Here is a 12,979-nt window from a genome sequence, read left to right as displayed (position 1 = left end):
AGCCCTCTCCCTCAAGGAAGAGGTGGGCCTCCTGTGCAGGCATTAGCCCTGTGGGAGAGGGGGCCAGACTACTTAAGCGTGCAATCGCCGCACTGCTGGACATCCGGCAAACGGTAGCGCTGACAGCAGGTACGACGCACCAGAAGTCCCTCACGCGGAACCACGGTGCGGTAAAGAGGGTTATCCCGTCCATCCGACAGCTGTCTGGCAAAGAAACAGCTCTGACGCAGCGCATCCACTTTCTCGTCGCCGAGCAGCGGCTTCATCTCCGTTAAATACCAGTGGATAAGATACCCGGTATTACTCCAGATCAGTTTGCCGTTAATCTCTCCCGTCGCTTCCAGCGCATCAATGACCGGAACCAGCGCTCTTGTAATCAGCCGTTCCATACGCGCCTGCGCTGACAGGTGCCTCGCGCTCGGATCTTCGTGTACATCAATCCAGAAACAGGCAGCGCGGCCGGTCTCATGAAATTCAACGTGGAAATGTTCCGACGAGAGATCGAGCATCGTTTCCTGGGTCAACAGGGCCAGCATGACAGGCGGCACCATCAGTCCGATATACCACTGTGCCCAGAGGGATAACAGCGGTTTGTTTTCCCGCGTCAGCGTCGGTTGGTTACGATAAATATGGTCGGAATAGGTTGCCAGCAGTGACCGCAGCTCGGCAGGGCGTTGCCACTCAGTCAGCGTCTGAGCATGATGCGGAGGCGCTTCATCCAGTTTGATGAAATCCAGCAGATGGGCGCGCGTTACGGCAATTTTTTCCCGAATGGCATCCGCAAGCGTCGTTTCCCCGGCGGAAAGTGGAGCTCGCCAGAGCAGGGGCTCAACGATGTGTGCGGTACGAGTCGCCATAGTGTGGATTACAAATCTAAATGATAATGATTGCCAATCCTAACTATAGATAAAACCGAGCGCAAGCGTTTTATCCTGGCGCTGTGAAGGCGGTTTCAGGCGGTATGTAGCTCGTCGCTCAGCAGAATGCTGTTGCGTCCCATATGCTTGGCTTCATAGAGGGCTTTATCGGCTTTCGCCAGCGCGCCTTCAACGTCTTCTCCCTCGAACATGGCGATGCCGATGCTAATGGTCACGTTAGTGGCGACGCTTTCGTTAAACATATGGGGGATTTTAAGATCGTATACCTTCTGACGTATGCGTTCTGCCGTCTGGCGTGCCTGCTCCAGCGGGATATTACTCAACAGCACCATAAATTCTTCCCCGCCAAACCGGGCGACAACATCGCGTGAGCGCACGGCGTCGCGGATCGCAGCCGAGACCCTGATCAAGGCCTGATCGCCCATCATATGGCCGTAATGGTCGTTGTAGGCTTTGAAGTGGTCGATATCCATCAGCAGCACGAAGTGCTCGCCAGCGTCAGGCCTGGGAAGATTCTCCAGCCGGCTTTGCAGCCCGCGACGGTTATACAGGCCGGTGAGCGGGTCCATCATGCTGAGATCGGTCAGGGTTTCACGCTCCTCCAGCAGTTCGGAAAGCAGCTCCTGGGCGAAACGGTCATTGCGCCGCTGAAGTACATGATGAATACCAATGGCGACCACCGGCAGCGCGAAAAAATAGGCCATTCTCAGCCAGTTTTCGGACGGGCTAAGCCACAGGCAGGATATAAAAGCGGGAAATGAATGTAACGTAAAGGCTTTAATATTACTCGCGAACGCCAGAGACCCTATAAAAAGCACTGTTAATAGCGCCATCATTAAATAGGTCGCGTGATCGTGCGTGATTAACAGAAATTTAGAGACGATCTGCCAGGCCCATAAAAGCCCAAAAATAGCTGAAACAACAGGGATATTTATTTTTCTCGTGCTGTTTTTCCAGTGCCAGATAAGTAAGCCTGTGCTGATAGTCAGTACGGCAAACAGCGGGACTGATAACACGCGCACGGAATAGAGAGGGTTTGTTACCGAGAACAATGCTGATGCGGCGTTCAGAAATAAAAACAAACGTAAAGATAGCTGATATTTCTTGTTGACTAAAGACAGCCAGGATTGTGATGTCATATGCGTGCGTTTTTATTAAAACTCAATTAAAACAATGAGCAAGGTGTTGTTATGTAATATTGGTCGCTACAAAATTGAATTTTTATTATCAGAAAAACTTTATCGGAAGTTAACAGGTGGGCAATTTATCACCTTACACATTCTCTGTCATTATGGGAAAGCAATTGCTGGCGCAATTTCTTACCTCGCATGCTGACAAGTGATAATTACTATCATATGATATTGGTTATCATTATCAGTGCGAGAGGTGAAACCATGTTGAGCAAAGCGCTGGGAAGTGGGTGGGGGATATTACTGCCTGGTTCCATTATCGGTGGGCTGATGTTTGCCGATCTCCCCATTGACGTCTGGAAAGCAATGATTGTTTCAGGCTTGCTGGTGACATCCGCGATGATCTGGCACAAACAGTTACGGCATTACGTGCTGCTGCCATCATGCGTGGCGCTAATCAGTGGACTGCTGGTGATTATGATGAGTTTGAAATAAAAGGGAAAAAGAAGAGGCACTGCTGAGGGGATGTAAGATAATTGGTGCGAGGGGGGGGACTTGAACCCCCACGTCCGTAAGGACACTAACACCTGAAGCTAGCGCGTCTACCAATTCCGCCACCTTCGCACAGTCATCTTACTGGTTTGATATCGCCTCGTTGGTGCGAGGGGGGGGACTCGAACCCCCACATCCTAAGGACACTAACACCTGAAGCTAGCGCGTCTACCAATTCCGCCACCTTCGCCCAGTGCGAGCAATATCAACGTGATTTATGGTGCGAGGGGGGGGACTTGAACCCCCACGTCCGTAAGGACACTAACACCTGAAGCTAGCGCGTCTACCAATTCCGCCACCTTCGCATACCATCGACACTGTAAAAGTATCGTAACCACGGAGGCGCATTCTAGATGTTTTCAGCTTTACGTCAACAGAAAATTGCGCACGTTGTTTTGATTGCTGCAAAAATGGGCGATGGCAGCGTCAGCCATCGCCGGACCGGGGGATTACTTTTTCGCCTGGCGCGTCATCACGGTGCGATAGACCTTAAAGCGGCCCGTCTGGGCGATCACTTCGTGGAAGCCAAAGGTTTCATCTAGCACTTTCGGGTACGCGAGGAAGGCGTTCGCCACGATACGCAGCTCACCGCCGCTGTTGAGGTGACGGGTTGCGCCACGGATCAGCGTTTGCGCCGCTTCAAGGCTGGTCTCCATTCCGTCATGGAACGGCGGGTTAGAGATGATCATGTCAAAGCGACCGGTCACGTCGGAGAAGACGTTGCTGGCAAACACGTCGCCTTCAATGCCATTCGCCGCAAGCGTGGCGCGGCTGGCTTCTACCGCCGGGGCGCTCACGTCACACAGGGTTAAACGCACTTTTGGTGAGTGGCTGGCAAGAACCGTTGACAGCACGCCCGCGCCACAGCCGACGTCCAGCACCTTGCCCTTGGTGTGAGGCGTCAGGGTGGACAGCAGCAGCTTGCTGCCCGTATCGAGCGCGTCACGGCTGAACACGCCCGGCAGGGTTTTAATGGTCAGGCCATCAAGCTGGTACTCGTCCCAGAAGGTGTCGGCATCAAAGGTGGTCTGTTTTTCCAGACGACCATGGTACAGGCCGCAGCGACGGGCGCTGTCGATTTTCGTCAGCGGCGCCCAGGCTTCGAGCATCTGCTCTGCGCTACGCACCCCGCTGCGGTTCTCACCGACAACAAAAATATCGCAGCCGACCGGCAGCAGAGAAAGCAGGTTCATCAGCTGGAACTGGGCTTCTGGCTTGTTTTTCGGCCAGTAGTAAATGAGCGTATCGCAGTCAGCAATATCGCTCTGCTCCGCCGCCAGGCTAAAGCGCGCGCGCTCGCCCATCTGGCGGCTCAGCACCTGCCAGTGGTGATAGTACTGGGTGTGGGCACGGCTTTCAGCACAGTCGAAACGCGCGGGCAGGTCATCCTGCATATCTCCGGCAAACAGAATACGGCTTTCTTCGAAATCATCACTGTGACGCAGCAAGACTTCACTTGCCGGGGTAAATGCAGACATGAATTGTTCCTCAATAAACTCAGGCGGGGATTATAGTAGGTAGATGGCGCAGTTTCGACACATTTGCTATATTTGCGCGCCTGAGAGACAGGAGTTTTCGCTATGACATCCCGACGAGACTGGCAGTTGCAGCAGCTGGGCATTACCCAGTGGGCTTTGCGTCGCCCGACGGCGTTGCGGGGCGAAATAGCCATCTCCATCCCTGCGCATGTCCGCCTGGTGATGGTGGCAGAAGCGCCGCCTGCCCTGAACGAGCCCCTGATTGAGGATGTCCTTCGCAGCCTGAAGGTGACCCACGATCAGGTATTACAGCTGGCGCCCGAAAGCGTCGCGATGCTTCCCCCAGACAGCCGCTGTAACAGCTGGCGAATCGGGGCAGTGGACGAGCTACCTCTTGAAGGAAGCCAGATCAGTTCGCCAGCGCTGGACGAACTGAAAGCCAACCCAAAAGCGCGCAGCGCGCTATGGCAACAAATTTGCGAATATGAACACGATTTCTTCCCTCACGACGTCTGACCTGACCACCGCGTTCGCGATTGAAACCCGCGCCAATGCTTTTCCGTGGAGCGAAAAGACGTTTGCCAGCAATCAGGGCGAACGCTATTTAAATCTCCGCCTGGACGTTGACGGTGCGATGGCTGCATTCGCCATCACGCAGGTCGTTCTGGACGAGGCGACGCTGTTTAATATTGCGGTCGATCCCGCTTACCAGCGCCGCGGGCTGGGCAGGGAACTGCTTGAGCACCTCATTCGTGAGCTGGAAACCCGTGACGTTTTCACCCTGTGGCTGGAGGTGCGCGCGTCGAATGTCGCCGCCATCGCGCTCTATGAAAGCTTAGGCTTCAACGAGGCGACTATCCGCCGTAACTACTACCCCACCGCAGAGGGACGTGAAGACGCCATTATCATGGCTCTGCCGATTGGATAACGAAAATAAGGTTGTAACGATGAAATGGGACTGGATTTTCTTTGATGCCGACGAAACGCTGTTTACGTTTGACTCGTTCGGCGGCCTACAGCGGATGTTTCTCGACTATAGCGTGACGTTCACCGCGGAAGATTTTCAGGACTATCAGGCGGTGAACAAACCGCTGTGGGTGGATTACCAGAACGGAGCCATCACCGCGTTACAGCTTCAGCATCAGCGTTTTGACGTGTGGGCTGAACGGTTAAACGTCAGTCCTGGGGTGCTGAACGAGGCCTTCCTGAATGCCATGGCGGATATCTGCGCGCCGCTGCCCGGCGCCGTTTCTCTGCTGGATTCGCTGAAAGGGAAGGTGAAGCTTGGGATCATCACCAACGGCTTTACCGCGCTTCAGCAGATCCGCCTTGAACGCACCGGCCTGCGCGATCATTTCGACGCGCTGGTGATCTCCGAAGAGGTGGGCGTACCGAAGCCGGATCCGCGTATTTTCGATTATGCGCTGGCGCAAGCCGGCAATCCTGACCGCGATCGCGTGCTGATGGTGGGGGATACGGCAGAATCTGATATTCTGGGAGGTATGAGATCGAGCCTGTCGACCGTCTGGCTGAATGCGCATGGCCGCACGCTGCCGGAAGGCATCGAGCCGACCTGGACCGTAACGTCATTGAACGAACTGGAGCAGCTCCTGTGTAAACAATGATTGCCTGCCCCCTGTTGATGGGTAAAATAGCCGCATTTTTCGTATTCCATGATGCGCGGCCTGCTGCCGCGCTTACCTAAGAAGAATTGATTATGACGTTGTCTCCTTATCTGCAAGAGGTGGCCAAACGCCGCACTTTTGCCATTATCTCGCACCCGGATGCCGGTAAAACGACCATCACCGAGAAGGTGTTGCTGTTCGGACAGGCGATCCAGACCGCGGGTACCGTTAAAGGCCGTGGCTCCAGCCAGCATGCGAAATCCGACTGGATGGAGATGGAAAAGCAGCGTGGTATTTCGATTACCACCTCCGTGATGCAGTTCCCTTATCACGACTGCCTGGTGAACCTGCTGGACACCCCGGGCCACGAAGACTTCTCCGAAGATACCTACCGTACCCTGACGGCGGTGGACTGCTGCCTGATGGTGATCGACGCCGCGAAAGGTGTTGAAGATCGTACCCGCAAGCTGATGGAAGTCACCCGTCTGCGCGATACGCCGATCCTCACCTTTATGAACAAACTCGACCGTGACATCCGTGACCCGATGGAGCTGATGGATGAAGTGGAAAACGAGCTGAAGATTGCCTGCGCGCCAATCACCTGGCCGATTGGCTGCGGCAAGCTGTTCAAAGGGGTTTACCACCTTTATAAAGACGAAACCTACCTGTACCAGACCGGTAAGGGCCACACCATTCAGGAAGTCCGCATTGTGAAAGGTCTGGACAACCCGGAGCTGGACGCCGCTGTCGGTGAAGAGCTGGCCGCCCAGCTGCGCGATGAGCTGGAGCTGGTTAAAGGCGCGTCGCATGAGTTCGACAGAGAGCTGTTCCTGAGCGGTGAAATTACCCCGGTCTTCTTCGGTACCGCACTCGGCAACTTCGGCGTTGACCATATGCTCGACGGTCTGGTGGAGTGGGCCCCGCAGCCGATGCCGCGTAAAACCGACACCCGCGAAGTAGAAGCGAAGGAAGAGAAGTTCTCCGGCTTCGTCTTTAAAATTCAGGCCAACATGGACCCGAAACACCGTGACCGCGTCGCCTTTATGCGCGTGGTTTCCGGTAAGTACGAAAAGGGCATGAAGCTGCGTCAGGTCCGTATCGGTAAAGACGTAGTGATCTCCGACGCACTGACCTTCATGGCGGGCGACCGTTCGCATGTAGAAGAGGCCTATCCGGGTGACATCATTGGTTTACACAACCACGGTACCATTCAGATTGGCGATACCTTCACGCAGGGCGAGATGATGAAGTTCACCGGTATCCCGAACTTCGCGCCAGAACTGTTCCGCCGCATTCGCCTGCGCGATCCGCTGAAGCAGAAGCAGCTGCTGAAAGGCCTGGTCCAGCTTTCCGAAGAGGGCGCGGTACAGGTGTTCCGCCCAATCGCCAACAACGATCTGATCGTGGGCGCGGTGGGTGTGCTCCAGTTCGACGTGGTGGTTGCCCGTCTTAAGAGCGAGTACAACGTGGAAGCGATTTACGAATCGGTGAACGTGGCGACCGCCCGCTGGGTTGAATGTTCAGACGTGAAGAAATTCGAAGAATTTAAACGTAAGAACGAAGTTCAGCTGGCGCTGGACGGTGGCGATAACCTGACCTATATCGCCCCGACTATGGTTAACCTGAACCTGACGCAGGAACGTTATCCTGATGTTCAGTTCCGCAAAACGCGCGAGCATTAATTCCCTCTCAGAGCACGGCAGCCGCCGTGCTCTTCTTTAATTCCTGTGTTATTAAACCCTTGCGGAATGTTCTTAATTCACCGCAATTTTTCGCTATTCGTTCGTTTTTTCCCCAATTCTGAATGCACCCCTCTGATTGTGATCTATATTTAACTCAGTGTTTAGCACCGGGCGTGGATGAATTAACTGTTCAATGCATGTCCATTGGTTCTCCATTTTGCCCCGGTGTTAATTCGCAATATATAAAACCAAGATTAGGGAAGTATGTCGCCCAAATAACGGGCAAAACACAGGAATAAATCGATGAATATGACAAGACTGAAGATTTCTAAAACTCTGCTGGCTGTAACGTTGGGTAGTGTCCTGGTAAGCGGTTCTGCTCTGGCGGAATCCAGCACCATGGATAAAGCGCAAAGTTCCGCCAATACCGCAGGGGAAAAAATCGATAGCTCTATGAATAAAGTCGGTAATTTCATGGATGACAGCTCAATCACAGCAAAAGTGAAAGCCGCACTGGTGGATCACGAATCCATTAAGAGCACCGATATTTCTGTTAAAACCGACAACAAGGTTGTCACCCTGAGCGGTTTCGTTGAAAGCCAGACCCAGGCTGAAGAGGCCGTTAAAGTGGCGAAAGGCGTTGAGGGCGTAAGCTCCGTCAGCGACAAACTGCACGTACGTGACAGCAAAGAATCGTCGGTGAAGGGCTATGCCGGAGATGCAGCAACTACCAGCGAAATCAAAGCTAAACTGTTAGCTGACGACATCGTGCCATCCCGTATGGTGAAAGTTGAAACCACCGATGGTGTGGTCCAGCTGTCCGGTACGGTTGAGAATCAGGCACAAAGCGATCGTGCGGAGTCAATTGCGAAAGCTATTGATGGTGTGAAAAGCGTCAAAAACGATCTGAAAACGAAGTAAAGCAGTACCACTCGCCCGTCTGGCTTAAAACCGCGGGCGAAATAAAAACGATTCTGGAAAAGCCGGTGAGTGACCTGAGCGCTCACGTTTAGCGGCCGACATTAACTATGGTAAAGGAGAGGCTTATGTTTCGTTGGGGCATTATATTTCTGGTTATCGCGTTAATTGCCGCCGCATTGGGCTTTGGTGGACTGGCGGGTACCGCGGCATGGGCAGCGAAAATTGTCTTCGTCGTCGGTATTATTCTGTTCCTGGTCAGCCTGTTTACGGGTCGACGTCGCCCGTAGCAAACGCAATATTTACTAAACAAACTCAAGCCAGTCCTCGTGACTGGCTTTTTCTCGTTTGAGAACCACCGGGGAAGTGCGTTACTGTGTCTCATCAAAATAATGAAAACAGGAAGGCAGAGGTGGGGCAACGAATTCCCGTTACGCTCGGCAATATTGCGCCGCTGACGTTAAAACCGTTTCATGCAGGCCAGCTTGCGTTGGTCTGTGAAGGGGGAGGGCAGCGCGGTATTTTCACTGCTGGCGTGCTCGACGAATTTATGCGCGCGCAATTCAACCCGTTCGATCTCTATTTCGGCACCTCTGCCGGGGCGCAGAACCTCTCCGCCTATGTCTGCAACCAGCCCGGCTATGCGCGCAAAGTGATTATGCGCTACACCACCTCCAAAGAATTCTTCAATCCGGTACGCTTCGTACGCGGCGGGAACCTGATCGATCTCGACTGGTTACTGGATGCTACCTCCAGCCAGATGCCGCTGGCCATGGATACCGCGTCACGTCTGTTCGATACCGGCAAAGAGTTCTGGATGTGCGCCAGCCGTGGCGATGACTATTCGCCGGGTTACTTTTCGCCGCAGAAAGAGAACTGGCTGGATATCATCCGCGCGTCCAGCGCGATCCCGGGATTCTACCGCACCGGCGCCCTGCTGGAGGGGATAAGCTATCTTGACGGCGGTATCAGCGACGCGGTGCCGGTACAGGAGGCGGCGCGGCGCGAGGCAAAAACCATTGTGGTGATCCGCACGGTGCCTTCGCAGATGTATTACACCCCACAGTGGTTTAAGCGGATGGAACGCTGGCTGGGCGACAGCAGCCTGCAACCGCTGGTGAATATCGCGAAGCAGCATGAAACCACCTACGGCGCGATGCAGCGTTTTATTGAAAAACCACCGGGCAAGCTGCGCATCTTTGAAATTTATCCGCCTAAGCCGCTACTGAGCATGGCGCTGGGCAGTCGGCTGCCTGCGTTGCGTATGGATTACAAAACGGGGCGGCTGTGCGGGCGTTATTTCCTGGCGACCGTCGGGAAAATGCTGGCGGAGCAACCGCCTCTTCATCGGCATAAAAGCATCATTTTGCCGCCTGCCGTTGTGGCCAATGACGCGGTGGCGATGCCGCTGGTGGACGCGCCGCAGGCCAACGATGGCTTACTCGATAACGAGGATCTGGCGTGACGCACTGCTTTATCGATACCCATTGCCACTTTGATTTCCCGCCGTTTAGCGGGGAGGAAACATCAAGTATTGCGCGCGCGGCTGAGGCCGGCGTGAAAGCCATTATTGTGCCCGCTATTGAAGCGGCGAGATTCGACAAAGTTCTGGCGCTTGCCCGGGGGCACGATGCGCTGTATGCCGCGCTGGGTCTGCATCCGATCGTTATTGAGCACCATCTTGATGACCATCTCGACAGGCTGGATGCCACGCTGCAAAATGCGGATACGAAGCTGGTTGCCATCGGTGAGATCGGCCTCGATCTCTATCGTGAAGATCCGCAGTTTGAACGCCAGCAGACGATCCTGGACGCGCAGCTCCGGCTGGCAAAGCGCCACGATCTGCCGGTGATCCTCCACTCCAGACGTACCCATGACAAACTGGCGATGCACCTGAAGCGTATCGACGTGCCGCGCAGGGGCGTGGTCCATGGTTTCGCTGGAAGCCTTCAGCAGGCGCAGCGTTTTATCGAGCTGGGCTATAAGATTGGCGTCGGCGGCACCATCACCTATCCGCGTGCCAGCAAAACCCGTGATGTGATGGCGCAGCTCCCGCTGACCTCGCTCCTGCTGGAAACGGATGCGCCTGACATGCCGCTGAATGGTTTTCAGGGCCAGCCCAACCGCCCGGAGCAGGCGGCGCGCGTTTTTGATGTGCTGTGTGAGCTGCGTCAGGAGCCTGAAGATGTGATTGCCAGCGCGCTGCTGGAAAATACCCGCGCGGTCTTCGGCATCACGCTATAGATAAAGGGCCGGGCGGATCACCGTGATTTGCTGCCGTTCCAGGGCCTGCGCCAGCGGCTCGATGTCCTCCGGCGTGGCGCTCCGCCATCGCGCCGCCTCCCCGTAAACCCCATGGGCATGAAACGCGTTGATCCGCACCGGAACGTTCCCCAACGCGTGGATAAAAGCGGTCAGCGATGGCAGATGTTGCAGATAATCACACCGATCGGGGATCACCAGCAGGCGCAGCTCCGTCAGGCGATGACGATCGGCCAGCCAGCGGATGCTCTGCTTGATCAGCGTGTTTTCGCGCCCGGTCAGAAAACGGTGATGTTCATTACCCCAGGCTTTCAGATCCACCATCGCGCCGTCAAACACCGGTAACAGCTTTTGCCAGCCGGTTTCGCTTAACAGACCGTTGCTGTCCACCAGGCACGTCAGATGGCGCAGGGACGGATCGGCTTTCATCGCGGTGAACAACGCAACCACAAACGGCAGTTGCGTGGTGGCCTCACCCCCGCTGACGGTCACGCCCTCAATAAACGGCGCGGACGTGCGAACCCGGGAGAGGATCTCTTCGACGCTATAGCGCTGCGCCATCGGCGTCGCCTGCTGCTGACACAGATGCAGACAGGTGTCGCACTGCTGACAGTGACTCTCCTGCCACCAGACGCGCCCGGCCTGAATCGTCAGCGCATCATGCGGACAGTGGGGAACGCAGTCGCCGCAGTCGTTGCAGCGCCCTATCGTCCACGGGTTATGGCAGGTTTTGCAGCGCAGGTTACAGCCCTGGAGGAACAGCGCCAGGCGGCTGCCCGGCCCGTCCACGCAGGAGAAGGGGATGACCTGACTAACTAAAGCGCATCTGTTGTTCATGGCTTATCACGCGCGGCTGACGTTCCAGAATACGGGTATTGCGCGCGGCCTCCTCGCCGAGCCAGGTGGTGTTGGTGCGCGAGCCGGCCTCGCGGTATTTCTCCAGATCGGAGAGCCGCACCATATACCCGGTGACGCGCACGAGGTCGTTTCCGGCTACATTCGCGGTGAACTCACGCATACCGGCGTTGAACGCCCCCAGGCACAGCTGCACCACAGCCTGAGGATTGCGTTTAACCGTCTCATCCAGGGTGAGAATATCGCTGATCCCCGAATGATAGTGTTTATGATGCGGCGCCACGGCCAGCAGGTGGTTGACAGGGTCCGGTTCGTCGCCGTACGGCAGACGTGCGCCCGGCGTGGTGCCAGAATCGGAACTGATCCCCGACTGGGCATGCAGCATCGCGCGGTGCTGCCAGCCGTGTTTCACCGGCGTATTTTCAACAAACGCCGCAAGCTGTTCACTGATGCGGTAGCCCAGCGCATTGGCCTGTTCGTTCTTACCGTAACGTCCCGTAATACCTGCTTTCTCGCACAGCACATTCACCGCTTCAGCCAGACCGTACATGCCAAACATCGGCACAAAACGATCGGCATCAATCAGCCCCTCTTTCACCAGGAAGCTATTCTCAAAGAAGCCGGATTGTTCATATAAAAAATCGCAGCGCGCATTGATGATCGCGATTTGTTGCTGGCAGTAGTGGGGAAGGGTACGGGTGAAAAAGTCTTCCGGTGAGCGGCTGTGTTCCGCGATCGCTTTCAGGTTAAGGCGCACCAGCGTGCTGCCGCCGCCCGCCAGCGGCAGGGAGTTGTAACAGCTCACCACGCCATAGCGACCTTTTGTGAAAATTTTATCATTCACCGGGCCATTGGAAATATGCGGCTTACTACATTCACAAATGTTTTTCGCCACGCTCAGCAGCAGATCGCCGGGGGTAACATCCGGGTCGTAGATAAAGGTCAGGTTCGGCGCAACCTGCTTCAGTTCGGCATCCGCACGAAGTATGGCTCGGGTAACAGGCGTATCCGCCGGGCCGATATTGGCATGCATAAACGCATCGGGCAGGGTTCTGTCCAGGTAACGCCAGAAACGTTTTATTCGGCTATCGATTTCATCCTGTGTTAGAATTTTAACATAGGGGCTGAGTATCTCATCGAGCTGGCCCAGATAGACCGGCATCGATGTGACGGACGGAACATGGTGATAAAGGATAGTGAGCAGCGAGAGGGCATCATCCAGATCTTTCGCCCCTTCCAGCTCCAGCCATTCTGAGCCGTTAGCCAGAAATTTAGCGTAGTCCGGCAGCACGTAGCGCGGTTTGTAAGGCGCATGGCCTTCGAACATGTCGCAGATGAATCCCTCGTCCAGCGCGGCGCGGGCCGCCTCTGGCAGAGCGGGATAGGGCAGATTGTTCTCCGCTTCCAGCGCCAGAAAATGACGTTTTTGTTCCGGGGTTAACACCGGGCTGGTCACAATGTGCTGGCAACGTTGTTGCAGGGCGTCGGGCATGTTCACTTCCTTGGTTGTTCTGCGGACAGTGAACGAATTGTAGGAAGCCAGCCTGGTGGCGCTTTTGATCAGACAGGGGATATCGCCGATTTAGTCAGCAATTAACG

14 protein-coding genes and 3 tRNA genes are annotated in these 12,979 nt (G+C 55.3%); 9 read left to right on the top strand and 8 right to left on the bottom strand.

The features are described from left to right. Positions 1 to 68: 68 nt before the first annotated feature. Positions 69 to 857: a siderophore-iron reductase FhuF gene (fhuF, locus tag ACOTW6_RS16800; RefSeq protein ID WP_047052527.1), complete on the bottom strand. Its 789-nt coding sequence runs from the start codon at positions 855 to 857 to the stop codon at positions 69 to 71. 95 nt (positions 858 to 952) lie between these two features. Beyond that, positions 953 to 2,017 carry a GGDEF domain-containing protein gene (locus ACOTW6_RS16795; protein ID WP_033486722.1) on the bottom strand — a complete coding sequence of 355 codons (1,065 nt, stop codon included), beginning with the start codon at positions 2,015 to 2,017 and terminating at the stop codon, positions 953 to 955. Between the two features lie 216 nt (positions 2,018 to 2,233). Here ACOTW6_RS16795 and ACOTW6_RS16790 point away from each other — a divergent pair, with 216 nt between their 5' ends. Then, the gene (locus ACOTW6_RS16790; protein ID WP_047735121.1) at positions 2,234 to 2,503 is read left to right on the top strand and encodes a DUF1435 domain-containing protein; all 270 of its coding nucleotides are present in this window, start codon (positions 2,234 to 2,236) and stop codon (positions 2,501 to 2,503) included. A 42-nt stretch (positions 2,504 to 2,545) separates the two neighbouring features. Here ACOTW6_RS16790 and ACOTW6_RS16785 read toward each other — a convergent pair. The 4 genes from ACOTW6_RS16785 to rsmC form a co-directional block, all read right to left on the bottom strand. Further along, a tRNA-Leu gene (locus ACOTW6_RS16785) sits at positions 2,546 to 2,632 on the bottom strand. Positions 2,633 to 2,664: 32 nt separating this feature from the next. Then, a tRNA-Leu gene (locus tag ACOTW6_RS16780) sits at positions 2,665 to 2,750 on the bottom strand. Positions 2,751 to 2,778: 28 nt separating this feature from the next. Next, positions 2,779 to 2,865 (bottom strand) — tRNA-Leu (locus tag ACOTW6_RS16775). Between the two features lie 144 nt (positions 2,866 to 3,009). Further along, positions 3,010 to 4,038 carry a 16S rRNA (guanine(1207)-N(2))-methyltransferase RsmC gene (gene rsmC / locus ACOTW6_RS16770; RefSeq protein WP_096204482.1) on the bottom strand — a complete coding sequence of 343 codons (1,029 nt, stop codon included), beginning with the start codon at positions 4,036 to 4,038 and terminating at the stop codon, positions 3,010 to 3,012. A 102-nt stretch (positions 4,039 to 4,140) separates the two neighbouring features. Between rsmC and ACOTW6_RS16765 the strand changes: the two genes are divergently transcribed. The 8 genes from ACOTW6_RS16765 to ACOTW6_RS16730 all read left to right on the top strand — a co-directional run bounded on the left by ACOTW6_RS16765 (position 4,141) and on the right by ACOTW6_RS16730 (position 10,507). Beyond that, positions 4,141 to 4,554, top strand: a complete 414-nt coding sequence (locus ACOTW6_RS16765; protein WP_063133592.1) for a DNA polymerase III subunit psi — start codon at positions 4,141 to 4,143, stop codon at positions 4,552 to 4,554. Further along, positions 4,523 to 4,966, top strand: coding sequence for a ribosomal protein S18-alanine N-acetyltransferase (gene rimI, locus ACOTW6_RS16760; protein ID WP_213789070.1), 444 nt, complete (start codon positions 4,523 to 4,525; stop codon positions 4,964 to 4,966). Before ACOTW6_RS16765 ends, rimI begins: the two co-directional genes overlap by 32 nt. A gap of 19 nt (positions 4,967 to 4,985) precedes the next feature. Next, positions 4,986 to 5,663, top strand: a complete 678-nt coding sequence (gene yjjG / locus ACOTW6_RS16755; RefSeq protein WP_213789069.1) for a pyrimidine 5'-nucleotidase — start codon at positions 4,986 to 4,988, stop codon at positions 5,661 to 5,663. A 92-nt stretch (positions 5,664 to 5,755) separates the two neighbouring features. Beyond that, positions 5,756 to 7,345: a peptide chain release factor 3 gene (gene prfC / locus ACOTW6_RS16750; protein ID WP_006810210.1), complete on the top strand. Its 1,590-nt coding sequence runs from the start codon at positions 5,756 to 5,758 to the stop codon at positions 7,343 to 7,345. Positions 7,346 to 7,648: 303 nt separating this feature from the next. Continuing rightward, a complete protein-coding gene (gene osmY, locus ACOTW6_RS16745; RefSeq protein ID WP_047052524.1) occupies positions 7,649 to 8,266 on the top strand; it encodes a molecular chaperone OsmY in 618 nt (205 codons plus the stop codon). Positions 8,267 to 8,391: 125 nt separating this feature from the next. Then, complete coding sequence (locus tag ACOTW6_RS16740; protein ID WP_003856556.1) at positions 8,392 to 8,553, top strand: DUF1328 domain-containing protein; 162 nt, start codon at positions 8,392 to 8,394, stop codon at positions 8,551 to 8,553. A 122-nt stretch (positions 8,554 to 8,675) separates the two neighbouring features. Then, a complete protein-coding gene (locus ACOTW6_RS16735) occupies positions 8,676 to 9,728 on the top strand; it encodes a patatin-like phospholipase family protein (protein ID WP_213789068.1) in 1,053 nt (350 codons plus the stop codon). Then, entirely contained in the window at positions 9,725 to 10,507 is a 783-nt protein-coding gene (locus ACOTW6_RS16730) for a TatD family hydrolase (protein ID WP_213789067.1), read from the top strand. Before ACOTW6_RS16735 ends, ACOTW6_RS16730 begins: the two co-directional genes overlap by 4 nt. Here ACOTW6_RS16730 and ACOTW6_RS16725 read toward each other — a convergent pair. After that, positions 10,502 to 11,362 (bottom strand): YjjW family glycine radical enzyme activase, encoded by an 861-nt coding sequence (locus tag ACOTW6_RS16725; RefSeq protein WP_063133589.1) that lies wholly within the window; start codon positions 11,360 to 11,362, stop codon positions 10,502 to 10,504. The two genes, ACOTW6_RS16730 and ACOTW6_RS16725, sit on opposite strands and share 6 nt — an antisense overlap. After that, positions 11,337 to 12,872 carry a YjjI family glycine radical enzyme gene (locus tag ACOTW6_RS16720; RefSeq protein WP_213789066.1) on the bottom strand — a complete coding sequence of 512 codons (1,536 nt, stop codon included), beginning with the start codon at positions 12,870 to 12,872 and terminating at the stop codon, positions 11,337 to 11,339. The genes ACOTW6_RS16725 and ACOTW6_RS16720 overlap by 26 nt, the downstream gene beginning before the upstream one ends. Positions 12,873 to 12,979 lie beyond the last annotated feature (107 nt).

It is taken from the genome of Enterobacter cloacae complex sp. IR5403, assembly GCF_049238705.1.
Lineage (GTDB): Bacteria > Pseudomonadota > Gammaproteobacteria > Enterobacterales > Enterobacteriaceae > Enterobacter > Enterobacter hormaechei_C.
This window is presented reverse-complemented; position numbering and strand designations above follow the sequence as displayed.